Origin of the sequence: Ramlibacter montanisoli (assembly GCF_013087525.1) — a bacterium.
In the GTDB taxonomy this organism is placed as follows: Bacteria; Pseudomonadota; Gammaproteobacteria; order Burkholderiales; family Burkholderiaceae_C; genus Ramlibacter; species Ramlibacter montanisoli.
In genome coordinates this window covers 2,681,007-2,707,215 of the sequence record NZ_JABFCS010000001.1, presented here as the reverse complement: position 1 = coordinate 2,707,215, position 26,209 = coordinate 2,681,007, and the positions used below count along the sequence as shown (strand labels likewise).

Here is a 26,209-nt window from a genome sequence, read left to right as displayed (position 1 = left end):
CCTTGATCTGCGCTTGCGCGGGCAGGCTCGTGGCCACACCAGCGACTGCGAAGGCAAGTGCCATTGCGAGGGTTCCGAAACCCTTCCGCGTGGTCGCCCTTGCGACCATTTGCTTCCAGCCCATATCCATCTCCTTCAGGTTTGTGACGAGCCGCGAGACCCTCCCGCAACCATCGCCGTGTTCATCGCATCTTGCGTGCCAGCCCCGAAACATTCGTTTTCAGCCCAAAAACGCCCAGCTACTTGATCGGCGTCAAACCTTGGGAGGGGTGCTTCCCGCATCCGGGAATCGGGGGTTCCGATTCCCGGAAGCTGGTGTCAGCGCGAGGCGGCCGGCGCGGCGCCGGCGGTGGTGGCGGGGGAAGAAGCAGCGGCGGCCGCGGCGGGCGCGGCGCCATAGCGGGCGGAGGCGGGGAGTTCGGCGGGTCGGAACACGTCGACCTTGCGGAAGAACTGGTCGGCCATGTAGATGCGGCCGTCGTTGTCCACCGCGATGCCCGAGGGCAGCATGAACTTCGCCGGCGCGTTGCTGTTGCCGCGCGAGCCGACGTCCAGCAGCAGGCGACCTTCCGGATCGAAGATCTGGAAGTTGCCGAAGGCGGTGTCCACCACGTACAGGTTGCCCTTGGCGTCCACGGCGATCTCCTTGGGCCGCGAGAACTGGCCGCTCTGGCGGCCGATCGCGCCGATCGTCTTGACGAACTTGCCGTCCTTGTCGAACACCTGGATGCGGAAGTTGCCGCCGTCGACCACGTACACCTGCCCGTCCTTGCCCACGGCCGCATCGCGCGGGAGGTTGAGCTCGCCGGGGCCGTCGCCGCGCTTGCCGATGTCGAACAGCGGCTTGCCGGTGACCAGGTCCAGCACGCGGACCTTGTGCTCGGGGCTTTCGACGCCCCCGGCGTCCACCACGTACAGGCGCTTGCGCTCGTCGTCGATCGCCACGCCGACCGGGCGGCTCAGTTTCAGGTCCTGCCCGATCATGCGCAGGAACTTGCCGTTCGGGTCGTAGACGTGCACGCGCTTGAGGGTGCCGTCCACCACGTACAGGTTGCCGGCGGCGTCGAGCTCCATGCCGAAGGGCATGCGCAGGGCGCCCGGGTCGTCCTGGCCGATGCGGGAGTACTTCTTTGAGTTGAGGTCGAACACGGCGACGTGGCGGCCCACGGTGTCGCCGACGTAGACCTTGCCGTCGCGGGCGGCCACGCCATAGGGCTTGTCGATGCCCTGGCCGGCGCGCACTTCACCGGTGACCATGCGGCGCAGCGAACCGTCCTTGTCGTCGGCCACCACGTCGGCGCTGGACATCAGCATGCGCTCCCAGTAGATGCGCGCCGTTTCCGGCGGCGGCGGGAACACGGGGATGTCTTCCTTCTTGGCGGCAGGGGCTTTGGGGGCCTCCGCGCAGCCAGCGGCCAGCAGCAGGCCGGCCATTCCCAGAACCGCGCACAGGCGGCTCGCTTTCGAGAATCGGGGGTTCATGTCTGAGGTGCCTCCAGGGGGTGCCGGCCGTTCCGGCCAGCGGATGGAGGGCCAAAACGCAAGCCCCGTGCCACGGCGCGCAAAGGTGGCACCGAAGTTGCACGGGGAGGCCATTCCCGCATGGAGAGGACATGTTTACAAATCCAGCTACGTCCCGCCTGACCCGCTTCTGGGCCGCCGCCGCCATCGTCCTGGCCTTCGGCTGGGCCGGCAGCCCGGCGGTGGCAGGCAACCCAGCAATGACGCAGCGCAACAGACGCCCGCGGCGCTCTATCACAACTACTGTTCCGTGTGCCACGGCGACGCTGGCGACGGCAACAGCCGGGCCAGGGGCGGCCTGAACCCGCCGCCGCGCGACTTCACCTCCGCCAAGTCCGCGCAGGAACTCACCCGCGAGCGCATGATCGCCGCCGTCAAGACCGGCGTGCCCGGCACGGCCATGGTGGGCTGGAAGGACCAGATGAGCGACCAGCAGATCGCCAAGGTGGTCGACTACGTGCGCGGCACCTTCATGCGCCCGAGCATCACCGACGAGAACCGCGGCCGCCAGATCTATGCGCGCGTCTGCTCGGTGTGCCACGGCGAGCGCGGCAACGGCTCCATGTGGGCCAGCGCCAACCTCAAGCCCTCGCCGCGCGATTTCTCGTCGGCCGGCGCCAAGGCAGACCTCACGCGCGACCGCATGATCACCGCGGTGGCCAACGGCCGCCCGAACACCGCCATGAACGGCTACTCTACGCGCTTCAACCGGCAGGAAATCGAAGCGGTGGTCGACTACATCCGCACGGCCTTCATGCGCGTCGAAGGCGACACCGGCATCTCCGGCACGCATGCCCACGGGATGCCGTCGTCGAAGCAGGCGAAGGCGCAGGAGAAGGCCGCCAGGAAGGGCGAGGACCACAGCGCCCACGCCCACCACGACCACGGCGGCGGCGCCAAGGGCGACGAGAACTCGCACGCGGCGCACGGCCACGGCACGGCGGGCAAGCTGGACATGAAGGCGTCGTTCAACGAAGGGCTCAAGGGCGACTTCGCCGCCGGCAAGAAGTTCTACGAAGCCAACTGCGCCACCTGCCACGGCAACAAGGGCGACGGCCAGGGCCCGCGCGCCTATTTCATCAACCCCAAGCCGGCGGTGTTCACCAGCGCCGAATCGCGCAAGGCCATGAACCGCCCCGTCATCTTCGACGGCGTGTCGCTCGGCCGGCGCGGCACCGAGATGCCCGCCTGGGACAAGGTGCTCACCAAGCAGGAAATCGCGAATGTCTCGGAGTACGTGTTCCGCGCCTTCATCCAGCCTCCCAAGAAGGCCGATGTCGCGAGCAGGAAGTGAGTCCGGGGGCGCGCGGCGCTGGCTCGGCGCCGCCGCCCTGGCCCTCGCCGCCGCCCTGGCCAGCGCGTGCGGCGAGCGCCCCGCGGCGCCGGCCGCCCCCGCCGCGGCCCGGACGACGGTGGCCGCCGCGCCGATGGCGCCGCCCAGCGAAGCCACCATGGAGCTGGGACGCGCGGTGTGGAACTACCGCTGCTACTTCTGCCACGGCTACTCCGGCGACGCGAAGACCCTGGCCACGAGCTACCTGAACCCGAAGCCGCGCAACTTCCAGGAGACCCGCGCGGAGGAGATGCCGCACGAGCGCGTGATGTCCGCCGTCCGGCACGGCGTGCCCAACACCGCGATGAAGGGTTTCACCGGCATCCTGAACGACCAGGAGATGGAAGCCGTGTCGCAGTTCCTGCGGCAGGAATTCCTGGTGAGCCGCGCGAAGAACACGCGCTACCACACCAAGGAAGCAGGCTGGCCCGACCACGAACAACGCTACGCCAAGGCCTTCCCGTTCGCGCGCGGCGACATCGCCATCGACACGCCCTGGGACAAGCTGTCCGCGGAGCAGCAGGAAGGCATGCGCATGTTCCGCACTTCCTGCATCACCTGCCACGACCACGGCAAGGTGAACGACCCGGGCAAGGCCTGGGAATCACGGCCGGTGAGCTTCCCGCGCGACGCCTACTGCTCCAGCTGCCACCAGGACGTGCCGCGTTCCGAACCCAAGGGCGTCAGCCATCCGCAGCGCCCGGCCACGCACACCTTCGCCGAGCGTGACGGCAGCGTGCCCGTGCGTTCGCCCACGCGGCCCGAGGCGCAGGTCGCTTCCAACTACGTCATCCACGACAAGCCGCCGGTGCTGGTGAACGCCAGCGCGCAGGAACTGCAGGGCGAGAAGTTGTTCCACAGGAACTGCGCCTTCTGCCATGCCGGCGACGGCACTTCCAAGGGCTGGATCGGCAGCTTCCTCGAGCCGCACCCGCGCGACCTGACCGACCCGCAGCAGATGAAGGGCATGACGAAGGAACGCCTGGTGCGCTCGATCAACGAGGGCCTGCCCAACACCTCGATGCCGGCCTGGAAGAGCGTGCTCAGCCCCGCGGAGATCGATGCCCTGGCGGCTTACATCCACAAGGCCTTCCACCCCGTGCAGGGCATGGCCGCCGCCCCGGCGGCCCGGCGCTGAAACCGGGACGCCCACGAAAAAGCGGCCCGATCGGGCCGCTTTTCCGGAGGGGTGGGGAGTGCCCTTGCAGCACTCCCTCTTCTTCTTTACTTGGCCGCGCCGACCATGTAGTCGACGGCAGCAGCGATGTCGGCGTCGGCCAGGGCGGCGTTGCCGGCCTTGGCGGGCATGGCGCCCTTGCCCTTGGTCACGGACGCCACGAGGGCGGCCTTGCCGGTGGCGACGCGGGGGCCCAGGCGGCCTTGTCGCCCAGCTTGGGGCGTTGGCCACGCCGGCGGCGTGGCACATGGCGCAGGTCTGCTCGTACACGGCCTTGCCGTCGGCCGCCATCGCGGTGGAAGCCAGGCCCATCGTCGCCAGGGCAATCAGGCCCGCTGCAATGCTCTTCATCGGTGGAATCTCCAAAAGGGGTTGAGGAAAGGAGGGAAAGCGGCAGCCTCGTTGCAAGCGACATGCCGGAAGAGCCACGGATGAGGGCCAGGGACCCTGGGCGGGCCAAAGCTTGATGCCGGTCAAGCTTGCGGGGGTGGGCGCTTACGTGTGCCTTGCGCGGGAACGCGCGCCCTGTCTCGCGGGAAGGAAAATGCCGGCCGGTTTTCCTGCGATCGGGAAGGGCCGCGGCCTTCCAGCCCGGCCGTTCACTGGGGGAAGGGGAGCGGCATGGGCCTTGCGTTACGCTCGTCCAATGCTCAGTGTTCACGGATTGACCTGCGTGCGCGGCACGGCACGCCCCTGTTCTCGGACGTCGGCTTCACCGTCGGCGCGGGCAGCTGGGCCCATGTGCGCGGCGCCAACGGCGCCGGCAAGACCAGCCTGCTGCGCCTGCTGGCCGGCCTGTCCCATCCCGACGCGGGCGAGGTGCGCTGGAACGGCGAGAAGATCGGCGGCGAGGAATTCCGCCGCGAGCTGATGTACCTGGGCCACCGCGCCGCCGTGAAGGAGGACCTGACGGCCCTGGAGAACGTGCAGTTCGCCGCCGAGATGGACGGCGTGAAGATCAGCGAGGAGCAGGCGCAGGAGGCCCTGGTGCGCTTCGGCCTGGCAGGCCGCGAGGAGCTGCCCGTGCGCTTCCTGTCGGCCGGCCAGAAGCGGCGCGTGCTGCTGGCGCGCACCGTCACCCGGCCGGCGAAGCTGTGGATCCTGGACGAGCCCTTCACCGCGCTGGACGTCAAGGCGGTGGACTTCATCTCGCACCTGGTCGCCGACCACGTGAAGGCCGGCGGCATGGCGGTCCTCACGAGCCACCAGTCCATCCCGCTGCCGCCGGGACAGGTTGTCGATCTGTGAGCGCCCTCGTCAGCATCTTGCGGAGGGACCTCCTGCTGGCCATGCGCCGCAAGGCCGAGGTCTTGACCGCCCTGTTCTTCTTCGTGATCGTCAGCAGCCTGTTCCCGCTGGGCATCGGCCCGGAGCCCTCGCTGCTGCGCAAGATCGGCCCCGGCGTGCTGTGGGTCGGCGCCCTGCTGGCCACCATGCTGGGCCTGCAGCGCATGTTCGCCACCGACCATGCCGACGGCACCCTGGAGCAGATGGTCCTTTCCAGCGCGCCGCTGCCGCTGCTGGTGGCCGGCAAGATCGCCGCCCACTGGGTGGTGTCGGGCCTGCCGGTGGTGGTGCTGGCGCCGCTGCTGGGCCTGCAGTTCGACCTGGACGCCGAGGCGCTGGTGGTGCTGACGATCGGCCTGCTGGTGGGGACGCCGGTGCTGTCCCTGCTCGGGGCGATCGGCGCCGCCCTGACCTTGGGCGTACGGGGCGGAGGGGCGTTGCTCAGCCTGCTGGTGCTGCCGCTGTACATTCCCACTCTGATCTTCGGCGCCGGTGCCGTCCAGGCGCACCTGTCGGGCCAGGGGGCCGGCGGCCACCTGTCGCTGCTGGGCGCGCTTCTTGCGGTGTCTTTGTTTTTCGCGCCGTGGGCGACCACGGCGGCCTTGAGGATCTCGCTGGAATGAGTCATCGATTGGTCAACTGGTTCAAGTTCTCGAGCCCGGTGAATTTCTATCCCGTGGCCGGGAAACTGATTCCCTGGTTCTGGATGCTGGCCGCCCTGTTCGGCGTGGCCGGCCTGTACCTGGGCTTCTTCGTCGCCCCGACCGACGCGCAGCAGGGCGAGGGATACCGCATCATCTTCATCCACGTGCCCGCCTCCTGGATGTCGATGTTCATCTACATCGTCATGGCCACCTGGGCCGGCGTGGGCATGGCCTTCAACACCCGCCTGTCCTCCATGGTCGCCCTGGCGCTGGCGCCCACCGGCGCGCTGATGGCCTTCCTGTCCCTGTGGACCGGGGCGCTGTGGGGCAAGCCGATGTGGGGCACCTGGTGGGTCTGGGACGCGCGCCTGACCTCCGAGCTGATCCTGCTGTTCCTCTACCTGGGCTTCATGGCGCTGCACGCGGCCATCGACGAGCCGCGCCGCGCCGACCGCGCCGCCGCCGTGCTGGCCCTGGTCGGCGTGGTGAATGTCCCCATCATCTATTTCTCGGTGAAGTGGTGGAACACCCTGCACCAGGGATCCACGGTGTCGCTGACCAAGGCGCCCTCGATGGCACAGACCATGCTTTGGGGCATGCTGTTGATGGCCCTGTGCATCTGGATGTACTCGATCGCCGCCGCACTCACCCGCCTGCGCGCCATCATCCTCGAACGCGAGGCGCATACGGACTGGGTGCTGCACCTGCCGGAGGCTGCCGCGTGATGCAATGGAATTCGATGTCCGACTTCCTCCACATGGGGGATACGGCCTGTACGTCTGGGGCAGCTTCGGCGTGAGCGCCGCGGCCCTGGTGGTGGAGCAGCTGCTGCTCAAGCGCCGCACCAGCGAGATCGTCCGCAGCCTGCGGCGGCGTGCGCGGGCAGAAAGAATGGATAGGGAACTGGCATGAAGAACTGGCAGAAACGCGGCGCCATCATCGCGGCCGGCCTGGTCGCCCTGGGCACGGCCTCGGCGCTGGTGCTCAACGCGCTGAACAGCAACATCGCGCTGTACGTCACCCCGACCGAGGTCCTGGCCGGCAAGGCGCCGGAAGGCCGCGCCTTCCGCATCGGCGGGCTGGTCAAGGAAGGGTCGCTCCGGCGGCAGGACCTGACGGCGCACTTCGTCATCACCGACACGGTCAAGGACATCAACGTCTCCTACACCGGCCTGCTGCCCGACCTGTTCAAGGAAGGCAAGGGCGCCGTGGTGCAGGGCAGGCTGGAAGCCAACGGCCAGTTCAAGGCCGCCGAGGTCCTGGCCAAGCACGACGAGAACTACATGCCGGCCGAGGCGCAGCACGCGATCGACCAGGCCAAGAAGCATTCGAGCCCGAGCAGCCTGAAATGAAAGTCAAGTACCTCGTCCCGCTGGCGATCTTCCTGGTGATCGCCGTGTTCCTGGGCGTGGGGCTCACGCGCGACCCGCGCAAGCTGCCGTCCACCATGATCGACAAGCCGGCGCCTCAGTTCTCGTTGAAGCAGGTGCAGGCGCTGGACAAGGACTTCTCGCCGGCGGACATGAAGGGCCAGGTCTGGATGCTGAACGTCTGGGCGTCCTGGTGCACCGCCTGCCGCGTGGAACACCCGCTGCTGGTGGAGATCCACAACGCCAAGGTCGTGCCCGTGGTCGGCCTCGACTACAAGGACAAGCCGGAGGACGCGCTCAAGTTCCTGCAGCAGCAGGGCGACCCCTACATCCTGTCCGCGCTGGACCTGGAAGGCCGCGTCGGCATCGACTACGGCGTGTACGGCGTGCCGGAGACCTTCATCATCGACAAGAACGGCCGCATCCGCCACAAGCACGTCGGCCCGATCACTCCCGAAGCCCTGCAGAAGACCATCCTGCCGATGATCGCGGAGCTGAAGAAATCCTGATTGCATTGCCACCTCCAAGGTGACACGTGCCCGGCTTCGGCCGGGCTTTTTTTTGGCCGCGGCGGCTTCGCATACCATCTCCGCATGGACCTCTCCCGCTTCCCCCGCCGTCGCTACACACCCTTCGCGACGCCGCTCGAATACCTCCCCAACTTCAGCCAGGCGCTGGCCGCCACCTGCCCCGGCGGCCGGGGCCCCAAGGTCTGGATCAAGCGCGACGACATGCTGGGCCTGTTCCCCGGCGGCAACAAGACGCGCAAGCTCGAGTTCCTGGTGGCCGATGCGCTCGCCAGGGGCGCCGACACGCTGGTGACCTGCGGCGCGCCGCAGTCCAACCACTGCCGCATCACCCTGGCCGCCGCGGTGAAGGAAGGGCTGAAGTGCCGCTTCGTCATCGAGGAGCGCGTGCCGGAAAGCTACAGGCCCGACGCCAGCGGCAACAACTTCATGTTCCGCCTGCTGGGCGTGGAGGCGGTCACCGTCGTGCCCGGCGGCAGCAACATGGCCGCGGAGATGCAGAAGGTCGCGGACGACGTGGCCAAGGCGGGCCGCAAGGCCTACATCATCCCGGGGGCGGGTCCAATGCCATCGGTGGCCTGGGCTACGTCGCCTGCGCGCAGGAACTGCAGCAGCAGATGTTCGACGAGGGCCTGTCGTTCGACCGCATCGTGGTGGGCTCCGGCAGCTCGGGCACGCATGGCGGCCTGGTCGCGGGCTTCCTGGGCAACAACATCCGCATCCCCATCGTCGGCATCGGCGTCAGCCGCGACCTGCCGGACCAGCAGCCGCTGGTGCTGAAGGAAGCGCAGGCGGTGCTCGACCTGCTGGGCGTGGACATCCGGGTCAAGCCGGAGCACGTGAACTGCGTCGGCGGCTACTGGCAGCCGAAGTACTCCATGGGCAACCAGCGCATGGTGGAGGCGGTGCAGATGCTCGCCCGCACCGAAGGCATCCCGCTCGACCCGGTCTACACCGGCAAGATCATGGCCGGCCTGATCGGCCTGGCGCGCAGCGGCGAGCTGAAGGCGGGCGAGGACGTGCTGTTCCTGCACACCGGCGGTCTGCCCTCGCTGCACGCGTACGAGCGCGAAGTATTGGGCGAGATCAAACTCCCTGCCTGATCGGGCCCCGGCGCCTTGCACGGCGCAGGCCCTTCTGCACAATCGGCAGGCATGGACGCAACGTCGACCTTCAGCCTGCGCCGGCGCTTTGCCGCGACGAGTCTGATCGTGATCGTCGGCATCGCGCTGGGCCTGGGCTGGCTGCTGTCGCAGATGCTCACCGAACGCATGCTCAAGCGCGAGGGCCAGGTGAGCATGGAGTTCATCCGCAACCTGCTGGTCACCGACCGCTCCGCCGATTTCCTGCGCAACCCGGCCGACCCCGGCCTGCAGCAGCGTTTCCTCGGCACCATGGAGCACCTGTCGTCCATGACCGAGCCGATGCGCGCCAATGCCTTCGGCGCCGACGGCCGCGTGCTCTGGTCCACCGACCGCGCGCTCATCGGCCGCCGCGACGCCGACAACCGCGAGCTGCAGGAAGCCCTGCGCGGCGAGCTGGTGGTGCACAGCGGCACCCTGGGCAGGGGACCCGACAAGCAGGAGCATGCGGGACTGTCGCAGCAGACCCATTACTTCGTGGAGAGCTACATCCCGGTGCTCGCGCCCGACGATCCGCGCAAGGTGCTGGGGGTGATCGAGCTGTACAAGGTGCCCGTGCAGCTCAGCGCGGCCATCCGTGAAGCGGTGCTGCAGCTCTGGCTCGCGTGCGCGGGCTCCGCCGTCGTGCTGTTCCTCGCGCTCAACGGCGTGGTCGGGCGCGCCGACCGCGTGATGCGCGAGCAGCAGGCGCGATTGTCGGAATCGCAGGCGCTGGCGAGCGCCGTCGAGCTGGCCGGCGCGGTGGCGCACAACCTGCGCAACCCGCTGGCCTCCATCCGCACCGCCGCCGAGATGATGGATGGCGGGGCGGCCGCCGAACAGGCGGAGAACCGCGAGGACATCATCGCCTCGGTGGACCGCGCCAACCGCTGGATCACGGAGCTGGTGCGGGTGTCGCATGCGGCACAGCTGCCGCGCGAGGCGGTCGAGACCACTCCCATGTGGCGCGACTGCCTGCTGGAACTGCAGCCCGAGATGCACCGGCAGGGCGTGCAGTGGCGGCTGCAGGAAGGCGAGGCGCCCGCGGTGCATGCGCACCCGGCGATGCTGCGGCAGATCCTGCTGAGCGTGCTGGCCAACGCCATCGAGGCGATGCCGCAGGGCGGGCCGATCGCGATCGGCTGGCGGACGGCGCACGGCCGGCTGGAGATGACCGTGGACGACGCGGGCACCGGCATCAGCGAGGAAGCCCGCAAGGCGCTGTTCCGGCCCTTCTTCAGCACCAAGAGCGGCGGGCTCGGCATCGGCCTGGCGCTGGCGCGCCGCACACTGTCGCAGTGGGGCGGCCTGATCGGCCTCGAGTCGCGCAATGGCGCCGGCAGCCGCGTGACCATCACGCTGCCGCTGGCCGCGCACGGAGCGCGCTGATGGCGCGGCTGCTCGTCATCGAGGACGAACTGGTGCTGGCGAAGAACATCGCCCGCTACTTCGAGCGCCAGGGCCACGACGTGGCGCTGGCGCACGACGGCCGCGCCGGCCTCGAGATGGCCAGGGAGGGCACGCCGGACGTGGTGATCGTGGACTTCCAGCTGCCGCTGCTCGACGGCCTGGAGGTGATCCGCGAGCTGCGCCGGCTCGACGAGGAAGTGCGCATCGTGATGGTCACGGGACACGGCAGCATCAACCTGGCGGTGGAGGCGATGAAGGCGGGCTCGATGGACCTGCTCACCAAGCCGCTGTCGCTGGCCTCGCTGGACGAGGTCGTGCAGCGCGCGATCCGCGAGCGCGCGGGCCGCACGCAGCTGCGCTACTACCGGCAGCGCGAGAACCGGCATGCGAGCATCGACGCCTTGCTGGGCGAGTGCCCCGGGATGCAGAAGCTGCGCGAGCTCGTGCGCGCCGTGGCGCAGTCGGAGCCCACCGACCGCTCGCCCGCCGCGCCGGTGCTGGTGCAGGGCGAGACGGGTACCGGCAAGGAACTGGTGGCCCGGGCCTGCCACCTGGCGAGCCAGCGCGCGGGCGGTCCCTTCATCGAGGTCAACTGCGCCGCCCTGCCGGCAGCGCTGATGGAGGACGAGCTGTTCGGCCACGAGAAGGGCGCCTTCACCGACGCGCGCACGCGCAAGGTGGGCCTGATCGAGGCGGCCGACGGCGGCACGCTGTTCCTCGACGAGATCGGCGAACTCGAGCTGACGCTGCAGGCCAAGCTGCTGCGCGTGCTGGAGGACCTGAAGGTGCGGCCGATCGGCGCGCTGCAGGACCGCAAGGTGAACGTGCGCATCGTCGCCGCCACCAACCGCGACCTGGCGAAGGAAGCGGAAGCCGGCCGCTTCCGCAGCGACCTGGTGTACCGGCTGACGGTGTTCCAGGTGCGCATCCCGCCGCTGCGCGAACGCGGCGACGACGTGCTGCTGCTCGCGCGCGAGTTCCTGCAGCAGCTGGCGACCCGCTACGCGCGGCCGCCGCTGTCGCTGGACGAGACCGCCATCGACGCGCTGCGTGCCTATCCGTGGCCGGGCAACGTGCGAGAACTGCGCAACTGCCTGGAGCGCGCGGTGCTGATGCAGCGCGGACCGCTGCTGCGGGCGGAGGATCTCGGCCTGCCCGAGGCAGCGGCGGGCGCGCCGCCGCCGGGCGCCGCGCACCCGGCGGCCGCGCCCACCTCGCTCGATGCGCTCGAGCGCAGCCACCTGGTGGCGGCCCTGGAAGCCCACCACTGGAACGTGAGCCTGGCGGCGCGCGCGCTGCAGATCACGCGCGACACGCTGCGCTACCGCATGGCCAAGCACGGCCTGCAACGCGCCGAGCGCTGAAACCCCTCGAAACGCCTTGGGTGGGCGATAGCACCCACCCGCTCCGCTGCGCATGGGTGACGTCCCCCAGCATCCGTCCCGCAGATGGGTTGAAAGCGTGATGCAGTTCACGCTGGCGACCGTTTCTCGGTCCTGGAGCACCGTTCACGGACGTGGCACGCCCGGTGCAAAGAGAAGGGTGCGAGTGCAGGAGCACCGCTTCCTTCCCCCAACCATCCGAGGATCCACCATGAACTTCATCCAACTGACCGCTGCCGCCTCCCTCCTGATCGCTTCCGGCGCGATGGCTGCCCCGGCACCCGCCGCCGGCGAGCGCACCCTGAGCGACACCGGCAGCCAGACGCTGCTGGCGCGCGAAACGGAAAGCGGCGACGACCGCCGCGGCCGCGGCCGCGGCCGTGACGACCCGAAGGCGACCGAGCAGGCGCCGGCGACCACCATCGCCCGTGAAACGGAAAGCGGCGACGACCGCGGCGGCCGTGGCCGGGGCAGGGGCCGCGACGATGCCACCCGCGGCGGCCACAAGGCCTTCGAGGAAGCGCCCGTGGTCATCGCCCGCGAGGCCGAGCGCGACGACGACCACGGCGACGACGGCGACGAGTTCGAGATCGACGACCACGCCTGAGCACGGGGAGAAACCGCCATGCTGCGCAACACCGTGATCCGTGGCTGCCTGCTGTGCGGCCTCGCGGCGGCGGCGGCCGCCCCCCCGCGGGCGCGCAGCTGGCGCCCCGTGGCAACTCCCTGGCCGCGGGTGGGCCGGACACCGGCGGCACCGGCTCCACCGGCCAGTTCCAGCTGCAGCATCCGATGGGGGACTGGCGCGTGTTCGCGCGGCTCGGGCTGCGGCGCGCGGCCGCGCAGGCGGAGCTCGGCGGCTTCCGCCGCTTCGCCGGCGGCCACGAAGCCGGCGCCTACCTGGACGTGCGCCAGCCCGAGGGCGCCCTGGCACCCGTGCGCGAGCTGTGTCGGCCTATGCGGCCGTGCGCGCGGGGGCGTGGCGCTGGCAGCTTTCGCTCACCCGCGACCTCGACATGCTGGCCGGCGACACCACGGTGGGGATCCGCGTGCGCAGGGATTTCTGAGGGCGCGACCTTCTGGCACCATGCACCCCATGCCCCTCCACATCGGAATCGTCGCATGTTCCGCGGAAGGCGCTGCCCTGTGCTACCGCACCATCTGCGCGGAGGGCGCGCAGCTGCTCGGGCCGCACCGCCACCCCGAAGTGTCGATGCACACGCACTCACTGGACCGCTACGTCGATTGCCTGGAGGCGGGCGAGCCGGAAGGCGTCGCCTGGCTCATGCTGCAGTCGGCGGAGAAGCTGGCGCGCATCGGCGCGGACTTCCTGATCTGCCCCGACAACACCATCCACCAGGCCTTCGACCTGGTGCAGGAACGCTCGCCGCTGCCCTGGCTGCACATCGCCGACGTGGTGGCGCAGGAGGCCGTGCGCCACGGCTTCCGCCGGCTGGGCATCACGGGCACCCACTGGCTGGTGGACAGCGACGTGTACCCGTCCCGGCTGCAGGCGCACGGGCTGTCCTTCGTGCGCCCCCGGCCGGAGGAGCGCGACGAGGTCGGCCGACTGATCATGGACGAACTGGTGTACGGCATCCAGCGGCCGCAACAGGTCGCCACCCTGGCCGGCGTCATCGGCCACATGAAGGAGCAGGGATGCGACGCGGTGGTCCTCGGCTGCACCGAGCTGCCCCTGATCGTGCATGACGGCAACTCGCCGCTGCCCACACTGGACTCCACCCGTCTGCTCGCGCGCGCCGCCCTTCGGAGGGCGACGAGTCCCTGAGGGAAGTCGCGCTACAAAGGGGTGGAAAGCAGTCCCCTCCCGCATGACAGCCACCACCCTCGCACCGCTGGAAATCCAGCCGGCGCCGGCCTTCGCGCCTGCGACGCTGCGGCACGCGCTGTCCCTGCCGGGCGGACTGGCTCTCGGCTTCGGCATCGTGCTGCTGGCACTGCTGGCCGTGACCGCCGTGGCGGCCTGGCACACGGACGGAACGGCGCGCGCGCTGGTGCTGGCCGCTGGCGGCGCGGGCCTCGGGGGCGGGGCCGCGACGGCGCTGTGGCTGCTGCGCCGGGTGTCGCTGCCGATCCGGCAAGCCGAGGCGCAGGCGCGCGGCATGGCCGAAGGCGACCTCGCCAACCGCGGTGCCGGCATGGCGGCCGGCGAACCGGGGCGCCTGCAGCAGGCCTTGCAGGCATTGCAGGACAAGCTGTTTCGCATCGTCAGCGAAGTGCGCACGGGCACCACCAGCGTCGCCGCCACCGCTTCGCAGATCCGTCGCGACAACGAGGCGCTCTCGCGCCGCACCGAATCGGAAGTGTCGGCGCTGCAGCAGACGGCGGCGGCGATCGGGCAGCTCGCTTCGGCCGTGCGCCAGAACGCGGACAACGCGCAGCAGGCCACCACCCTCGTCGCCGCCGCCTCGCAGCGCGCGGAACAGGGCGGCGTGCTGATGGACCAGGTGGTCAGCACCATGGACGCCATCCGCCACAGCTCGCGCAGCATCGCCGACATCATCGGCGTGATCGACGGCATCGCCTTCCAGACCAACCTGCTTGCCCTGAACGCCGCCGTGGAAGCGGCGCGCGCCGGCGAGCAGGGGCGCGGTTTCGCGGTGGTCGCCGCCGAGGTGCGCAACCTCGCGCAGCGCAGCGCCGCGGCGGCGCGCGAGATCAAGTCCCTCATAGTCGCGTCGGTGGAGCGGGTCGACGCCGGCGGGCTGCTGGTGGACGACGCGGGCCGCGCGATGCGCGAGATCGTCGCCTCGGTGCGGCAGGTGAAGGAGCTGGTCGTCGGGATCAACGGCGCCAGCCAGGAGCAGAGCGCCGGCATCGCCTCGGTGAACCAGTCCATGGCCCACATCGACGGCGTCGCGCGGGACAACGCCGCGCTGGTGGAGGATTCCGCGCGGACCGTCGCCAGCCTGCACGAACGTGCGGTCGGCCTGATGCGCGCGGTCTCCGGTTTCTCGCTCGGCGCGCGCGAGTACGGCACGGCCGAAGAAGCGCGGGGCATGGCGCTGGCCGCCCGCGAGTTCTGCCGCGTCCACGGCGGGCAGGCGCTGGTCGAGGACGTCAACCGCCAGGACCAGGGCCGCTTCGTCGACCGCGACCTGTACTTGATGGTGATCGGCGTGGGCGACGGCGTGCTGCGCGCGCACGGCAACAACGTGCGCAACGTCGGCATGGGCCCCGACAGCCGCGACGCCGACGGCAAGCTGTTCCTGCGCGACATGGCGGAACTCGCGCGCAGCCGGGGCGAGGGCTGGATCGAGTGGAAGTGGGCCCACCCCTTCACCAACGAGGTCCTCACCAAGACGGGGTACGTCGCCCGCGCCGGCGATTTGCTGGTGGTCTGCGGGATCTACAGGAACTTCCGGGCCTGACGCTGGCAGGGACATGCCATTGCCGCGCACGATGCGCGGGGCTACAGTCCGCCCGTTTCCGCTCGTTGAGGTTGGGAGCAACCGTCCACCATGCGCGCCGCCCGAGGCGCCGGGACGCCGCCGCAGGCGAACAGGCGGGTGCGGCTCGTTCGCCGGACCCTGGAGTCTCCCCATGAACACCCGACTGCTCCTGCGCGTGCTGGCCCTGGCCGGCGCGCTGCTGACCGCTGCGCCCGGCGCGCGCGGCGATCCCGTGATGGACTGGAACGAGGTCGCCTTCAAGGCGGTCGTCACCGCGCGCCAGTCGCCTCCCATGGGCGTGCGCAGCATGGCCGTGGTGCACGCGGCGATGTTCGACGCGATCAATGCGATCCAGCCACGCTACCGACCCTTCCGCTACACGGGCACGCCGCCTGCGGGCGCCTCGCCCGACGCCGCGGCCGCGGTCGCGGCGCACACCGCCCTGCTGAAGCTGTTCCCGGAACAGCGCGCGGCCTTCGACGAGGCGCTCGCCAGGACGATGGCCACGGTGCCCGACGCGGGTGCGCGCGATGGCGGTGCCGGCCTGGGCAAGGCCGTGGCCGAATCGCTGCTGGCGTGGTGCGCGGAAGATCGCGTCGGGGCGCCGACCGCGTACCGCCCGGTGACGCGTCCGGGCGTCTACGTGATGACGACGCTGCCCGCCGGAGACGACTTCGGGGCCTCCCGCCCCTGGCTGCTCGCCCGCGGCGACCAGTTCCGCCCGCCGCCGCCGCCCGCCCTCACCAGCGAGACCTGGGCGCGCGACTACGAGGAGACCCTCACCATGGGCGCGCGCACCGGCAGCAAGCGCACGCCCGAGCACACGCAGGTCGCGCAGTTCTGGGTGGTCACCGGCGCGCCCGCCTTCAACGGCATCATCCGGCAGTCCGTGGCCAAGCGGCAGCTCGACACGCCCGCCGCGGCGCGCGTGATGGCGCTCACCTACATGGCCTTCAACGACGCGCTGGTCGCGGTGTTCGACGCCAAGTACGCGTACAACTTCTGGCGGCCGATCACGGCCGTGCGCAACGGGGACCAGCACGGCAACATGGTGATCAAGCGCGAGCCGGGCTGGCTGCCGCTGGTGGACGCGCCGCTGCATCCCGAATACCCGTGCGCGCACTGCATCAGTTCGGCCACGGTGGTGGCGGTCCTGCAGAGCCAGCTGGGCGACGAGATGCCGGGCCTGACCATGAGCAGCCCCACGCTGCCCGGCGTGACCCGCCAGTGGAATCGCCTGTCGGACCTGATGCAGGAAGTGTCGAACGCGCGGATCTGGAGCGGCGTGCACTACCGCAATTCCGCGGAGGTCGGCACGCGCATGGGACAGCAGGTGGCGACCCATGCGGTCGCGAACTACCTGCAGCCCCGCTGAGCGCAGGCGCCGCGGGGACTACTCCGCGGTGATGTTGTTTGCCTTGATCAGGGCGCCGTACTTCGCCAGCTGCGCGCGCGTGGCGGTGCCCAGTTCCTCCGGCGTCGAGCCGCGCGGGGTGAGCCCCTGCGCGTTGAGCTTCTCGCGCACCTCGGGGTCGGCCAGCGCCTTTCTGCACTTCGACGGCGAGCCGCTGCGCGATCTCCTTCGGCGTCCCCGCCGGCGCCATGATCGCGAACCAGGAGTTGAATTCGAAGCCCGGCATGCCCGATTCGGACACGGTGGGCACGTCGGGGAACTGCGGCATGCGCCGCGGCGTCGTCACGCCGATCAGGCGCAGCTTGCCCGCCTTCACCAGCGAGGTCACGGTGGCGATGCCCTGGAAGGCGGTCTCCACCTCCTTGCCCGCCACGCCCATCGCCGCCTGCGTCGCGCCCTTGTAGGGCACGTGCTTCATCTGCACGCCCGCCTGCGACGCGAACAGCGCCATCGCGATGTGCTGCGGGCTGCCGTTGCCGCCCGAGCCGTAGTTGATCCTGCCGGGATCCTTCTTCGCCGCGGCGATCAGGTCGGCGGCGCTCTTCTCCGGCGCGTCGGCCGGCACCACCAGTCCCCATTCGACGGTGGCGACCAGCGACACCGGGTCGAAGTCCTTGAGGATGTCCCAGGGCATCTTCGGGTTCATGTTCGGCACCATGGTCATGATGCTGTCGTTGAAGCCGCCGAGCGTGTAGCCGTCGGGTGCCGCCTTGGCCACCTCGCCGGCGCCGATCAGGCCGGCCGCGCCCGGCCGGTTGTCCACCACGATGGACTGCCCCAGGTTCTGCGCCATCTTCTGCGTCACGATGCGCGCCGCGTTGTCCACCGCGCTGCCGGCGGCCAGCGGCACGATCATGCGGATCGGCTTGGCCGGCCAGGGCGACTGGGCGTGCACGCCAGCGGCCGCGCACAGGGCCAGCAGGGAAAGGGCGAAGCGGCGGGTGAGGGCCATGGCGGTCTCCGTTTCAGGTGTCTTGCAGCGGCGGGATGCCGAGGTCGCGCGCGAAGGTGTCCAGCTGCGTGCGCAGCGCCGCCGGCAGCGCGAGGCCGTCGCGCTCGTTGGCGATGCGTTTCGCGTGGCTCTGCTCGCCGGGCATCCAGATGCGCTCCACGCCCGGCATGCGCTCGCTGGCGCGCAGCTCGCGCACCAGCTTGTCCACGCGCGCCTTGAAGGCATCGAGTTCGCCGAAGGCGTCGGGATCGATCACGAGGATCGCCTGCCCGGTGTTGGTCGTCGTCACGTCGTCGTGGTTGAAGTCGACGACTTCGCTGCCCATCGCCGCGCCGTTGAGCGTGCCTGCCAGCAGGCCGACGATCATCGCCAGGCCGTAGCCCTTGTAGCCGCCGATCGGCATCAGGAAACCCTCCTCCGCGCGCTTCGGGTCGGTCAGCGGCTGGCCCTGCCGGTCGATCATCCAGCCCACCGGCATCTGCTCGCCGCGCTGCGCCTTGGCCTTGACCTTGCCGTAGGCTGCGACGGTGGTCGCCATGTCCAGCACCACCGGCGGCTCCTCGCCCGCGGGCACGGCCACCGCGATCGGGTTGGTGGACAGCAGCATGTCCAGCCCGCCCCAGGGCGGCAGGTGGTTGGCGTTGCCCACCGCGAAGTACATGCCGACCATGTCCTGCGCCAGCGCCATGCGCGCGTACAGCGAGGCCGGCCCCGCGTGGTTGGACAGCCGCGAGCCGACCCAGGCGATGCCGCACTGGCGCGCCTTGGCGATCGCCAGTTCGGCGGCCTGCTTCATCACCAGGTGGCCCATGCCGTTGTCGCCGTCGATCAGCGCCATCGCGGCCTTTTCCTTGACCACGCGGATGTCGGGCTTGAGGTTGATGCCGCCGGCGCGGATGCGGCGCGCGTAGGGCACCAGCCGGATCACGCCGTGGCCGTCGGAGCCCTGCAGCTCGGCTTCCGTCATCAGCTGCGAAACGACCTGCGCATCGCCGGCCGGCATGCCGAGGTGCTCGAACGCGGTGGCGAGGAAGCGGCGCACTTGCGCCGCCGGGATGCGGGGTTCAGGCATTCGGCATTCTTTGCATGAGGGCGAGGACGGCGCAATCGGGACTGCTCAGGACGGGGCAGGGCACCTGCGCCTGCACCTCGGGCGCGGCCGCGGCCATGGAGAACTGCGCCAGCATCACGGCGTCGCAGCCCGCCAGTTGCCGCGCCGCGGCCGCCACCTTGCGGTGGTGCTCGCCGCTCGCGCCGCGTGCGAGGTCGTCCATGGCCTGCGGCACGAACACGGCGCGCAGGTCGAGGGCGATGCCCCGCTCGCGCGCCATCTGCCGCAGTTCCGCCGACATGGAGGCGATCGACGCTTCGAAGGTGGCCAGCAGCCCGATCTTCAAGGGTGCCTGCGACGCGTGGCACGCCAGCGCGTCCTCGAACATCGCCTCGTTCGGCTTGAGCGTGGGCAGCCCGGTGGAGCGGGCCGCGGCTTCGATCGCGGGCCCGAAGGCGGAACAGGTGAACAGGATGCCGCCGCAGCCGGCACGCTGCGCATAGGCCGCGAGGTCCACGAAGCGCTGCACCATCGCCGGCGTCAGTTCGCCGGCGCGGGCGCGGTCCACCGACAGGCTGTCGTCCAGCACGTTCATGCACTGCGCGGCGGGCCAGTGGCGCTGGAACGCGGCCTGTACCGGCGCCATGGCCAGCGCGGTGGCATGGATGAGGGCGATGCGGGGCGGGTGCATTGGGCCTCAGTGTCGCAGGGCGGCCAGGCGCAGGGGCTGCAGCAGCGTGATGCGGCGGCCGTCGATGCGCAGCAGCTCCTCGGCCGCCAGCTCGTGCAGCAGCCGCGAGAAGTGTTCCGGGGTCAGGCGCAGGTGCGCCGCCACGGCGGCCTTGGCGGCCGGCAGCGTGAAGGGCACGCCGGCCGTGCTGCCGCCCTGGCGCAGCAGGTAGTCGACGACGCGCGCCTGGCCGCCGCCGCGGTCCTGCCGCTCCTGCTGCTGCACCAGCGCTTCCAGCCGGCTGCTGAGGCCGGCGATCAGGCGGCGGGCGAAGCGCGGGTTGCGCTCGATCTCGGCGAACACGGCCTCCTTGGGCAGCTGCAGCACCAGCGCGTCGGTCGCGGCCTCTGCGTCCACCAGGGCGGGACGCTCCAGGAACATGATGGGTTCGCCGAAGCTGTGGCCGGCGTCCACCACGCCGGCCAGTCGCTCGCCGCCGCCGCGCGCGCGCCCGAGCAGGCGCACCTGCCCGTACACCACGACGTACATGCCTTCGGGATCGTCGCCGCGGCTGAAAACGCGTTCGCCGCGTGCGAGGACGCGGCGATGCGTGGCGGCGGCCAGGCGCCCGAGCGAAGCTTCGTCGAGCGCCTTGAACAGCGGCAGGGACTTCAGCAGCGCGCCGGCCGGTACGGCCTTCGCGGCGCTGCGCCGTTCAGTGGGCGGCGGTGCGGATCGGTTTCCAGCCGGGGTGCTCAAAGTAGCGTCCGTACTCGTTCACCGCGGCGACGACCTGCACGAGGCCCTTGCGCGGCTGCACGCCCGGCGTGCGCCCGGCCATGGCGCCGGTGCCTTCCGCCAGGTCCGACAGCACGACGTGCAGCGCCGCGTCCGCCTCCGGCGGCAGCTTGCAGTTCGTGACGATGTTGCCCACTTCCACCTCCACCTTGGCCGCGAGGGGCGGCGTACTCTGCCGCAACCATGGTACCCGCATGGGCCGCATCGAGTTTCGGCGCCACGAGGGCGCGGATGCGCGTCATGCCTTCGCGCAGCGGTGCGTCGGTCGCCCACTTGCGGCCGTGGTCCAGGCGCAGCTTCGTGCCGTGCGCGCCGTCGTGCGCGTGCGCGCCCGCCGGGGCGGCCGGCGTGGCGGCCATCGCGACGGGGGCGCAGGCGGCGGCCAGCGCCGCGCCGGCCACGACCAGGGAAAGCGCCCAGGGGTTCATGCGTTGATTGAGGTTCATGTTTCACTCCATCCTTGATGCAGGCGACCATCGCCTGCTGCCTGCTTCGGGTGGGCCATGGCCCAGCCGTTCCCGCGGCCTGGGCCAGCCTTAGCAAACATCAAGAAACTGGGCTTTGCGGGACAAACATCACGGCGGCCCTGCTGCCTGCGGGCGCGCTGCGCCCCGTCCTACACCGGCGCCGTGCACTTGTTCCTAGGATCAGCCGCATGAGCACGAGGAACGGGCCGCACGCGCGCGCCAATGCAAGCGACGACAACCGCCCCGCCACCGGCGGGCGTACCACCACGCGCTACAGCCGGGCCGAATACGCCAAGGTGCTGGCGCTGCAGGACGAGGTGGCCCGCGCCGACGCGGACTACCAGCGCCTGCGCAACGCCTACATGGACATCGCCGAGAACGAGCCGACGCACGAAGTGGCGCTGGCCATGATCGGCGCCGACATGGACCGCGCGCACGCGCGGCTGCAGGCCCTGATCGGCCTGCCGCGCCTGCCGTTCACGCACGAGCCGAGCGCCGTCGCCCGCCGCGAGGCGCAGCGCCAATCCGACGAAAAGCACTGACGCGGCCCGGGGCGCGCGACTACAGCGGATCGGTCCTGCCTCCGAACGCACTGCCCGGCAGGGCGTTGCACCATCGCTGCAAGGAGGCCGACATGAACCGCCCAGACATCGAACCCAGCCTGCGCCCGGCCGAGCCGCTGCTGGACAGCCTCGACGACGGGTTCTCCCCTCCGGCGGATGCGCAGTCGCGCGGAGAGCAGGACATTGGCCAGGGGGAGCCGGCGGACCTCACCCTCGTTTCCCAGAGCCCCTTCTGACATGAACGCCAACCACCAGACACCCACGCACCCGGTCGAACCCGATCCCTTCCCGCCGGAGTCGGACGCACCCGCGTCCAACCCGACGCAGCGCCCATCGAGCCCGAGTTCGGGCAGGCGCTGCCGCCGGCCGAGCCCGAGGATCCCGGGGTGCCGCGGCCAAAGATCTGAACGACGATTTCCAGAGGAGTCACCATGCGCACCCCCAAGGCATCACGCCTCCCGCTCCCGGCCTCGAGCGCGAGGAGCCGACCTTCGTGAACGAAGCGGACATCCCGACCGAAAGCCCGCCGCGCGCCGATGCCGGGCGCTCGCGCGAGGATCGGCCCTCTCCACGCAGTTCCGAACGCGAATGACCGGGACCGCGACGCCTCCGCCCGAGCCGCCGCATCCGCACCCGGCACCGGCGGAAGCGCCCAAACCCGCCAATCCGGAGCCGACGCCGGCACCGGTGGATCCGGAAAAGGGGCACGTGCACACCGACCCCGAGCAGGGCAAGTCGGAACACCCGAAGCAGTAGCGGGGGGCTAGCTGCCTGCGTCCAGCAGGCCCTGCGCGTCCTCGTCGCTGCCGGCCACCGGCGTCGCCTTGGCCAGCGCCATCCACACGCCGAAGGGCAGGCCGGCGCGCGCCGGACGCTGCGCCGGCCGCGCCACCGCCAGGCGCTCGCCCTGCACCAGCATCACGCCGCATTGCGGCGGCACTTCCTCGGGCTCGGCGATAGTCCGCCCGCGCGCATCGCTCCCCAGCACGTACCAGCACTCGCCCAGGTCGCCGTAGGCGCCGCGCTTGGCTTCCTGCCGCAGGTCGGCCAGCAGGTCGGAGCGCCGCACCTTGATCTCGTGGACGATGGGCTCGACGTAGCTTTCCACCGAGGTGTGGCGGATCGAGAAGACGTCGGGGCGCGCGACGCACCAGCGCAGCGGCTTGGCGGCATCGCCGGTGGGTACCTGGGCCCGCAGGCTGAGGCCGGTCCACGCCAGCCGTCCGGCGCGCGCCATCTCCTGCGCCACCCGCTGCACCAGGGTTTCGTGCGCCGAGAGCGCGGCCCGGTTGCGCGCCAGCACGGTGGCCAGCCATTGCAGGCCGGCGTCGGTCACGCGCAGGGTCTCGTGGCCCAGGGGGAGCGTACCCGCTCGAGCATGCCGGCGGCCAGCAGGTCGATCTCCAGCGCGTCCTGGCAGGGCCAGCCGGCCGAGCGGTAGATGTCGCGCAGGCGCCGGCCATGGGCGCGCGTGAGCGCGGGGCTGCCGGTGGGGGTGGGGACTGCGGCGGACATCGGGGCAGGCGCCAGTGTACGGCCCCCGGTAGGCACTCTCCCACGCACTCCCGCGCAGTCCGCTTATCGCCCCGCTTGGGTGGCTGCCCACAATGTGCCGCATGGTTGAGAAATCGATTCAGTCCTCGCGCGCCGCCGCGCCTTACCCCCCCCTCGCAGGCGGGCCGGTGCCGGCCGTGCTCTACGGCATCACCGCCGTCCACGTCGAGGGCAGCCAGGTCACGGAAGTGATGATGGGCATGATCGATCCGAGCCTCGAGCACTGGGACCTGCGCCCGGCGCCCACGCGGCTGGTGGAGGTGGTGGACCGGCTGGTCGAAGGCGACACGATCGTGATGCTGTTCCCGACCGAGCGCGGGACGCTGCAGATCGGCCCGGAGGTGAAGGTGGACGTGCAGCCGGAGGGGACCGAGACGCTGGCGGCGGCGGAAGAGGCGCCGGGGCGGCGGCTGGTGGACCTGCCGCGGTTCTGATGCTTCCTGTCGGGGTGCCGCTTCGCTTGCACCACCGACCTACGAGGTCACAAGTCCTTCAACTGTTTCTTCAAGGCTGCCTTGTCGGCCTGGCGTTCGGCCGCGCGCGACTTGCGGTGCGAGCCGGCCTTGCGCTGCGCGGCGGCAACGACTAGCGGGTTGCGGGGCTTGGGCGCCGTCAGGCGCAGCTTGATCTGGCGGGCGGAGTTCATGTCTGTGCCCGCAATGATGGCAGCTTGAGCAGCCCCGTGGACAGCGCCGTGCCGCAGACGATCACCGCGCCGCACACCAGCATCCAGGGCGTGACCTGCTCGCCCAGGAACAGCGCACCGTAGAAGATCGCGAACACCGGCACCACGAAGGTCACGGCCAGCGCGCGTGCCGGCCCGGCCTGCTCGATCAGCCGGAAGTACAGGATGTAGGCGACGCCGGTGCACAGGATGCCGACCACCACCAGAGCCAGCCACGCCTGCGTGCCGGGCAGCTCGCGCGGCCACATCCACGCCGCCGGCAGGGCGAGTCCGACCGCCGCGCCCACCTGGCTGCCGGTGGCCGTCACCAGCGGCGGCAGGCCGCTCAAGTAGCGCTTGGTGGCGCTGGCGGCGATCGCATAGCAGACCGTCGCCACCAGGCAGGCGCGAGCACGGCCCACGCCGGCGCGATGCCCGCGGCGTTCGGCTTGAAGCTCGCCTCGTCCCAGGCCAGCATCGCCACTCCCGCGAAGCCGATCAGGAGGCCCGCGATGCGCGAGCCGGTGGGACGGTCCTTGAGCCACAGCCAGGCCACGACGGCGCCGAACAGCGGCACCGTCGCATTCAGGATGCCCGACAGGCCGGTGGTGATCGACAGCAGCGCGAAGGAAAACAGCAGGAAGGGGATGCCGGAGTTCAGGATGCCGATGGCGCAGACCATCAGCCAGCGTCGGCGGAACACCGGGCCGTGGCCCTTCCACAGCATCAGCGGCAGCAGGAAGGCGGCGGCGATGGCGACGCGCACGGCGGCGGTCGCCACCGGGCCGAATTCCACGACCGCCAGCCGCATGAACAGGAACGAGGAACCCCAGATCGCCGCCAGCGCGGCGAAGTCGATGATGGAAGCAAGAGGCATCGCGCTAGTTTGCCAACACGCCTTCGAGCTTGAGCAATGCGGTCTTGCGTTCCAGTCCGCCGGCATAGCCCGTGAGGCTGCCGCCGGTGCCCAGTACGCGGTGGCAGGGCACGATGATGCTCACCGGGTTGCGGCCCACCGCGGCGCCGATGGCGCGCGCAGCCTGCGGCTTGCCGACCTGGCGCGCGATCTGCGCATAGCTCGTGGTGCCGCCGCGCGGGATGGCGAGCAGCGCCTGCCACACGCTTCGCTGGAAGGGCGTGCCGGCCTGCAGGTCCAGCGGCAGCTCGAAGCGCGTGCGCTCCCCGGCGAAATAGGCGCGCAGCTGCGCCACCGTCTCGCGCAGCACCGGATGCTCCGCATCCTCGCGCCAGCCGCTGCTGTCCGGGCCGTGGCGCTGGCCGACGAACCATACGCCGGCCAGGCCCCTGTCGGTCGCGGCCAGCAGCATGGTGCCGAGCGGGCTGTCGTAGCGGGTGCAGAGGCGTTCCATCGCTGAATTCATCTCGTGTTCCTCAAGTCAGTGCGCTCCAGGCGCGGATCACCGCATAGCTGCGCCAGGGCTTCCATGCCTGCGATGCGGCCTCGGCCTCGCGCGCCGGCTGGCGCGCCTGCTGCACGCCCAGCGCCTTGTGCAGCGCCACGTCGCCGGCCGGGAAGGCGTCGGGCCAGCGCAGTGCCCGCATCGCGATGTACTGCGCCGTCCAGTCGCCGATGCCCGGCAGCTCCTTGAGCGCGGTGGTGGTCGCGTGCACGTCGGCGCCCGGATGCAGCGAGACGCGGCCCTCGGCCACGGCGCGGGCGATGGCGACGATCGCACCCTGCCGCTGCCGCACGATGCCCAGCTGGCCCAGGGCATCGCCTTCGGCCGCAGCCAGCACCTCGGGTGCGGGAAACAGGTGGCGCAGCGCGGGATCCGGCGTGGCGACCGGCGTGCCGAAGCGATGCACGAGCCGCTGCGCGAGCGTCCGCGCGGCCGCCACCGTGATCTGCTGGCCGAGCACGGCGCGCACGGCCAGCTCAGCCGCCGCTGAAGGTGCCCGGCACGCGCAGCCCGTCGCCGAGCGGAAAGCTGCCGTGCAGCCGCGCGTTGATCGCGTGCGGATCGGCGTCCAGGTCGAAGGCGGCCCGCACGCGGCGGATCACCAGCGGCAGCACGCCCTGCAGCGTGTCGCTCACCTGCAGCAGCAGCTGGCAATGCTCCTCGTCGAACTCCACGCTGAGCCAGCCCTCGCAGCGCTGGCCGTTGGCATCGATGGCAAGCGTGCGCGACAGCTTGCGGCCGACGACGGACTCCAGGCCCTCGATCGCCCGCGTGCGGAAGAAGCCCAGCATCGCATCGATGTCGTAGGGCGGACGGTAGCCCAGGCGCACCTCGCAGCCCGACTCGCGCCGCGCACCATCGCGCCGCAGCGCGCTCGGGCTCAGGCCGTAGTGCTCCGTGAACGCGGCATTGAAGCGCCGCACGCTGCCGAAGCCGCTGACCAGCGCGACCTGCGTGATGGGCAGGGTCGTGTCCGCCAGCAGCTGCTTGGCGCTCAGCAGCCGGCGCGTCTGCAGGTACTGCATGGGCGTGACGCCCAGCTGCAGCTCGAAGATGCGGCGCAGGTGGCGGTCGCTGATGCCCAGCCGCTGCGCCAGCCTGTCCACCGAGGGCGCCTCGCCGCCCCAGGCTTCCGGCTCGTCGAGCAGGCGCGCCGCCTGCTGCGCCAGCACGGCGCTGGCGTCCTGCAGCGACCAGCGCAATGCCTGCGGCGCCAGTTCCGGCCGGCAGCGCAGGCAGGGCCGGAAGCCGGCGTGCTCCGCCTGTGCCGCGTGGGCGAAGAAGCGGCAGTTCTCGCGCCGCGGCGTGCGGACGTGGCAGACCGGCCGGCAGTAGATGCCCGTGCTGGTGACGCCGGTGAAGAAGCTGCCGTCGAAGCGCGCGTCGCGCGCCTTCAGCGCGAGGTAGCAGGCATCGGGGGAGAGCGGGGGCTCGACGGGACTCATGCGATGGATCATACGCAGCGCGTGA

At 70.8% G+C, this 26,209-nt stretch carries 29 protein-coding genes and 5 pseudogenes; 20 read left to right on the top strand and 14 right to left on the bottom strand.

The genetic code is table 11. The features are described from left to right. Nucleotides 1-318: 318 nt before the first annotated feature. Nucleotides 319-1,482 carry a 6-bladed beta-propeller gene (locus HK415_RS13270; protein ID WP_253261876.1) on the bottom strand — a complete coding sequence of 388 codons (1,164 nt, stop codon included), beginning with the start codon at nt 1,480-1,482 and terminating at the stop codon, nt 319-321. Here HK415_RS13270 and HK415_RS13265 point away from each other — a divergent pair. Together HK415_RS13265 and HK415_RS13260 are read left to right on the top strand one after the other, a co-directional pair. Further along, nucleotides 1,364-2,815, top strand: a complete 1,452-nt coding sequence (locus tag HK415_RS13265) for a c-type cytochrome (protein WP_309246687.1) — start codon at nt 1,364-1,366, stop codon at nt 2,813-2,815. The genes HK415_RS13270 and HK415_RS13265 overlap by 119 nt on opposite strands. Continuing rightward, nucleotides 2,796-3,992 (top strand): c-type cytochrome, encoded by a 1,197-nt coding sequence (locus tag HK415_RS13260; protein ID WP_253261874.1) that lies wholly within the window; start codon nt 2,796-2,798, stop codon nt 3,990-3,992. Before HK415_RS13265 ends, HK415_RS13260 begins: the two co-directional genes overlap by 20 nt. An 86-nt stretch (nt 3,993-4,078) precedes the next feature. Here HK415_RS13260 and HK415_RS27135 read toward each other — a convergent pair whose 3' ends face one another. Further along, on the bottom strand, nt 4,079-4,192 hold the full coding sequence (locus tag HK415_RS27135) for a hypothetical protein (protein WP_373684585.1): 114 nt from the start codon (nt 4,190-4,192) through the stop codon (nt 4,079-4,081). 1 nt (nt 4,193) lies between these two features. Further along, nucleotides 4,194-4,280, bottom strand: a pseudogene (locus HK415_RS27130) (hypothetical protein); the annotation flags it as partial. A gap of 372 nt (nt 4,281-4,652) precedes the next feature. Between HK415_RS27130 and ccmA the strand changes: the two are divergent. The 14 genes and pseudogenes from ccmA to HK415_RS27580 all read left to right on the top strand — a co-directional run bounded on the left by ccmA (nt 4,653) and on the right by HK415_RS27580 (nt 16,560). Beyond that, nucleotides 4,653-5,279 carry a cytochrome c biogenesis heme-transporting ATPase CcmA gene (gene ccmA, locus HK415_RS13250; RefSeq protein WP_171559963.1) on the top strand — a complete coding sequence of 209 codons (627 nt, stop codon included), beginning with the start codon at nt 4,653-4,655 and terminating at the stop codon, nt 5,277-5,279. After that, a complete protein-coding gene (ccmB, locus tag HK415_RS13245; RefSeq protein ID WP_171559960.1) occupies nt 5,276-5,941 on the top strand; it encodes a heme exporter protein CcmB in 666 nt (221 codons plus the stop codon). Before ccmA ends, ccmB begins: the two co-directional genes overlap by 4 nt. After that, nucleotides 5,938-6,687, top strand: coding sequence for a heme ABC transporter permease CcmC (ccmC, locus tag HK415_RS13240; RefSeq protein WP_171559958.1), 750 nt, complete (start codon nt 5,938-5,940; stop codon nt 6,685-6,687). The genes ccmB and ccmC overlap by 4 nt, the downstream gene beginning before the upstream one ends. A gap of 4 nt (nt 6,688-6,691) precedes the next feature. Continuing rightward, nucleotides 6,692-6,874, top strand: a complete 183-nt coding sequence (gene ccmD, locus HK415_RS13235; protein WP_253261873.1) for a heme exporter protein CcmD — start codon at nt 6,692-6,694, stop codon at nt 6,872-6,874. Further along, entirely contained in the window at nt 6,871-7,314 is a 444-nt protein-coding gene (ccmE, locus tag HK415_RS13230) for a cytochrome c maturation protein CcmE (protein ID WP_171559955.1), read from the top strand. Before ccmD ends, ccmE begins: the two co-directional genes overlap by 4 nt. After that, nucleotides 7,311-7,841 (top strand): DsbE family thiol:disulfide interchange protein, encoded by a 531-nt coding sequence (locus HK415_RS13225; RefSeq protein ID WP_171559953.1) that lies wholly within the window; start codon nt 7,311-7,313, stop codon nt 7,839-7,841. The genes ccmE and HK415_RS13225 overlap by 4 nt, the downstream gene beginning before the upstream one ends. Nucleotides 7,842-7,925: 84 nt before the next feature. Then, nucleotides 7,926-8,357, top strand: a pseudogene (locus HK415_RS25120) (pyridoxal-phosphate dependent enzyme); the annotation flags it as partial. A 119-nt stretch (nt 8,358-8,476) separates the two neighbouring features. After that, on the top strand, nt 8,477-8,962 hold the full coding sequence (locus HK415_RS25115; protein WP_373684584.1) for a pyridoxal-phosphate dependent enzyme: 486 nt from the start codon (nt 8,477-8,479) through the stop codon (nt 8,960-8,962). 51 nt (nt 8,963-9,013) lie between these two features. Continuing rightward, entirely contained in the window at nt 9,014-10,369 is a 1,356-nt protein-coding gene (locus HK415_RS13215) for a sensor histidine kinase (RefSeq protein WP_171559950.1), read from the top strand. After that, complete coding sequence (locus HK415_RS13210) at nt 10,369-11,754, top strand: sigma-54-dependent transcriptional regulator (protein WP_171559948.1); 1,386 nt, start codon at nt 10,369-10,371, stop codon at nt 11,752-11,754. The genes HK415_RS13215 and HK415_RS13210 overlap by 1 nt, the downstream gene beginning before the upstream one ends. Before the next feature lie 229 nt (nt 11,755-11,983). After that, nucleotides 11,984-12,379: a hypothetical protein gene (locus tag HK415_RS13205; RefSeq protein WP_171559946.1), complete on the top strand. Its 396-nt coding sequence runs from the start codon at nt 11,984-11,986 to the stop codon at nt 12,377-12,379. 489 nt (nt 12,380-12,868) lie between these two features. Next, nucleotides 12,869-13,561 carry an aspartate/glutamate racemase family protein gene (locus tag HK415_RS13200; RefSeq protein WP_171559944.1) on the top strand — a complete coding sequence of 231 codons (693 nt, stop codon included), beginning with the start codon at nt 12,869-12,871 and terminating at the stop codon, nt 13,559-13,561. A gap of 43 nt (nt 13,562-13,604) precedes the next feature. After that, entirely contained in the window at nt 13,605-15,164 is a 1,560-nt protein-coding gene (locus tag HK415_RS13195) for a methyl-accepting chemotaxis protein (RefSeq protein ID WP_171559942.1), read from the top strand. Nucleotides 15,165-15,336: 172 nt separating this feature from the next. Continuing rightward, entirely contained in the window at nt 15,337-16,560 is a 1,224-nt protein-coding gene (locus HK415_RS27580) for a vanadium-dependent haloperoxidase (protein WP_171559939.1), read from the top strand. A 199-nt stretch (nt 16,561-16,759) separates the two neighbouring features. Here HK415_RS27580 and HK415_RS27575 read toward each other — a convergent pair. The 5 genes and pseudogenes from HK415_RS27575 to HK415_RS23960 all read right to left on the bottom strand — a co-directional run. Next, nucleotides 16,760-17,392, bottom strand: a pseudogene (locus HK415_RS27575) (Bug family tripartite tricarboxylate transporter substrate binding protein); the annotation flags it as partial. A 172-nt stretch (nt 17,393-17,564) separates the two neighbouring features. Then, the gene (locus HK415_RS13180; RefSeq protein ID WP_171559937.1) at nt 17,565-18,623 is read right to left on the bottom strand and encodes an Ldh family oxidoreductase; all 1,059 of its coding nucleotides are present in this window, start codon (nt 18,621-18,623) and stop codon (nt 17,565-17,567) included. Next, nucleotides 18,616-19,293 (bottom strand): aspartate/glutamate racemase family protein, encoded by a 678-nt coding sequence (locus HK415_RS13175; protein WP_171559934.1) that lies wholly within the window; start codon nt 19,291-19,293, stop codon nt 18,616-18,618. The genes HK415_RS13180 and HK415_RS13175 overlap by 8 nt, the downstream gene beginning before the upstream one ends. 6 nt (nt 19,294-19,299) lie before the next feature. Then, on the bottom strand, nt 19,300-20,031 hold the full coding sequence (locus HK415_RS13170) for a Crp/Fnr family transcriptional regulator (RefSeq protein WP_171559932.1): 732 nt from the start codon (nt 20,029-20,031) through the stop codon (nt 19,300-19,302). After that, a complete protein-coding gene (locus tag HK415_RS23960) occupies nt 19,988-20,206 on the bottom strand; it encodes a hypothetical protein (RefSeq protein WP_216369793.1) in 219 nt (72 codons plus the stop codon). The genes HK415_RS13170 and HK415_RS23960 overlap by 44 nt, the downstream gene beginning before the upstream one ends. A gap of 519 nt (nt 20,207-20,725) precedes the next feature. Here HK415_RS23960 and HK415_RS13160 point away from each other — a divergent pair. The 3 genes from HK415_RS13160 to HK415_RS13150 all read left to right on the top strand — a co-directional run bounded on the left by HK415_RS13160 (nt 20,726) and on the right by HK415_RS13150 (nt 21,856). After that, nucleotides 20,726-21,079 (top strand): hypothetical protein, encoded by a 354-nt coding sequence (locus HK415_RS13160; protein WP_171559929.1) that lies wholly within the window; start codon nt 20,726-20,728, stop codon nt 21,077-21,079. Between the two features lie 92 nt (nt 21,080-21,171). Beyond that, nucleotides 21,172-21,336: a hypothetical protein gene (locus HK415_RS13155; RefSeq protein WP_171559926.1), complete on the top strand. Its 165-nt coding sequence runs from the start codon at nt 21,172-21,174 to the stop codon at nt 21,334-21,336. A 352-nt stretch (nt 21,337-21,688) separates the two neighbouring features. Further along, nucleotides 21,689-21,856, top strand: coding sequence for a hypothetical protein (locus tag HK415_RS13150; RefSeq protein WP_171559924.1), 168 nt, complete (start codon nt 21,689-21,691; stop codon nt 21,854-21,856). A gap of 7 nt (nt 21,857-21,863) precedes the next feature. Here the strand turns inward: HK415_RS13150 and HK415_RS13145 are convergent, their stop codons facing one another. After that, the gene (locus HK415_RS13145) at nt 21,864-22,436 is read right to left on the bottom strand and encodes a hypothetical protein (RefSeq protein WP_373684582.1); all 573 of its coding nucleotides are present in this window, start codon (nt 22,434-22,436) and stop codon (nt 21,864-21,866) included. Further along, a complete protein-coding gene (locus HK415_RS27120; protein WP_373684581.1) occupies nt 22,433-22,615 on the bottom strand; it encodes a hypothetical protein in 183 nt (60 codons plus the stop codon). The genes HK415_RS13145 and HK415_RS27120 overlap by 4 nt, the downstream gene beginning before the upstream one ends. Nucleotides 22,616-22,782: 167 nt before the next feature. Between HK415_RS27120 and HK415_RS13140 the strand changes: the two genes are divergently transcribed. Then, nucleotides 22,783-23,088 carry a hypothetical protein gene (locus HK415_RS13140; RefSeq protein ID WP_171559921.1) on the top strand — a complete coding sequence of 102 codons (306 nt, stop codon included), beginning with the start codon at nt 22,783-22,785 and terminating at the stop codon, nt 23,086-23,088. 47 nt (nt 23,089-23,135) lie between these two features. Here HK415_RS13140 and HK415_RS13135 read toward each other — a convergent pair whose 3' ends face one another. The 4 genes and pseudogenes from HK415_RS13135 to HK415_RS13120 form a co-directional block, all read right to left on the bottom strand. Then, nucleotides 23,136-23,300, bottom strand: a complete 165-nt coding sequence (locus tag HK415_RS13135) for a hypothetical protein (protein WP_171559919.1) — start codon at nt 23,298-23,300, stop codon at nt 23,136-23,138. After that, nucleotides 23,297-24,195, bottom strand: a pseudogene (locus tag HK415_RS13130) (DMT family transporter). The gene HK415_RS13135 and the pseudogene HK415_RS13130 overlap by 4 nt, the downstream one beginning before the upstream one ends. Nucleotides 24,196-24,199: 4 nt before the next feature. Continuing rightward, nucleotides 24,200-24,700 carry a methylated-DNA--[protein]-cysteine S-methyltransferase gene (locus HK415_RS13125; RefSeq protein ID WP_253261872.1) on the bottom strand — a complete coding sequence of 167 codons (501 nt, stop codon included), beginning with the start codon at nt 24,698-24,700 and terminating at the stop codon, nt 24,200-24,202. Between the two features lie 10 nt (nt 24,701-24,710). Further along, nucleotides 24,711-26,184, bottom strand: a pseudogene (locus HK415_RS13120) (DNA-3-methyladenine glycosylase 2 family protein). Nucleotides 26,185-26,209 lie beyond the last annotated feature (25 nt).

Excerpts from the sequence above, each read along its gene's own strand:
- HK415_RS13265 (WP_309246687.1), top strand. The coding sequence starts at position 1,364 with ATGTCTTCCTTCTTGGCGGCAGGGGCTTTGGGGGCCTCCGCGCAGCCA.
- HK415_RS13270 (WP_253261876.1), bottom strand. The coding sequence starts at position 1,482 with ATGAACCCCCGATTCTCGAAAGCGAGCCGCCTGTGCGCGGTTCTGGGA.
- HK415_RS13260 (WP_253261874.1), top strand. The coding sequence starts at position 2,796 with ATGTCGCGAGCAGGAAGTGAGTCCGGGGGCGCGCGGCGCTGGCTCGGC.
- ccmA (WP_171559963.1), top strand. The coding sequence starts at position 4,653 with ATGGGCCTTGCGTTACGCTCGTCCAATGCTCAGTGTTCACGGATTGAC.
- ccmC (WP_171559958.1), top strand. The coding sequence starts at position 5,938 with ATGAGTCATCGATTGGTCAACTGGTTCAAGTTCTCGAGCCCGGTGAAT.
- ccmD (WP_253261873.1), top strand. The coding sequence starts at position 6,692 with ATGGAATTCGATGTCCGACTTCCTCCACATGGGGGATACGGCCTGTAC.
- ccmE (WP_171559955.1), top strand. The coding sequence starts at position 6,871 with ATGAAGAACTGGCAGAAACGCGGCGCCATCATCGCGGCCGGCCTGGTC.
- HK415_RS13225 (WP_171559953.1), top strand. The coding sequence starts at position 7,311 with ATGAAAGTCAAGTACCTCGTCCCGCTGGCGATCTTCCTGGTGATCGCC.
- HK415_RS25115 (WP_373684584.1), top strand. The coding sequence starts at position 8,477 with ATGTTCGACGAGGGCCTGTCGTTCGACCGCATCGTGGTGGGCTCCGGC.
- HK415_RS13215 (WP_171559950.1), top strand. The coding sequence starts at position 9,014 with ATGGACGCAACGTCGACCTTCAGCCTGCGCCGGCGCTTTGCCGCGACG.
- HK415_RS13210 (WP_171559948.1), top strand. The coding sequence starts at position 10,369 with ATGGCGCGGCTGCTCGTCATCGAGGACGAACTGGTGCTGGCGAAGAAC.
- HK415_RS13205 (WP_171559946.1), top strand. The coding sequence starts at position 11,984 with ATGAACTTCATCCAACTGACCGCTGCCGCCTCCCTCCTGATCGCTTCC.
- HK415_RS13200 (WP_171559944.1), top strand. The coding sequence starts at position 12,869 with ATGCCCCTCCACATCGGAATCGTCGCATGTTCCGCGGAAGGCGCTGCC.
- HK415_RS13195 (WP_171559942.1), top strand. The coding sequence starts at position 13,605 with ATGACAGCCACCACCCTCGCACCGCTGGAAATCCAGCCGGCGCCGGCC.
- HK415_RS27580 (WP_171559939.1), top strand. The coding sequence starts at position 15,337 with ATGAACACCCGACTGCTCCTGCGCGTGCTGGCCCTGGCCGGCGCGCTG.
- HK415_RS13180 (WP_171559937.1), bottom strand. The coding sequence starts at position 18,623 with ATGCCTGAACCCCGCATCCCGGCGGCGCAAGTGCGCCGCTTCCTCGCC.
- HK415_RS13175 (WP_171559934.1), bottom strand. The coding sequence starts at position 19,293 with ATGCACCCGCCCCGCATCGCCCTCATCCATGCCACCGCGCTGGCCATG.
- HK415_RS13160 (WP_171559929.1), top strand. The coding sequence starts at position 20,726 with ATGAGCACGAGGAACGGGCCGCACGCGCGCGCCAATGCAAGCGACGAC.
- HK415_RS13155 (WP_171559926.1), top strand. The coding sequence starts at position 21,172 with ATGAACCGCCCAGACATCGAACCCAGCCTGCGCCCGGCCGAGCCGCTG.
- HK415_RS13150 (WP_171559924.1), top strand. The coding sequence starts at position 21,689 with ATGACCGGGACCGCGACGCCTCCGCCCGAGCCGCCGCATCCGCACCCG.
- HK415_RS27120 (WP_373684581.1), bottom strand. The coding sequence starts at position 22,615 with ATGTCCGCCGCAGTCCCCACCCCCACCGGCAGCCCCGCGCTCACGCGC.
- HK415_RS13135 (WP_171559919.1), bottom strand. The coding sequence starts at position 23,300 with ATGAACTCCGCCCGCCAGATCAAGCTGCGCCTGACGGCGCCCAAGCCC.
- HK415_RS13125 (WP_253261872.1), bottom strand. The coding sequence starts at position 24,700 with ATGAATTCAGCGATGGAACGCCTCTGCACCCGCTACGACAGCCCGCTC.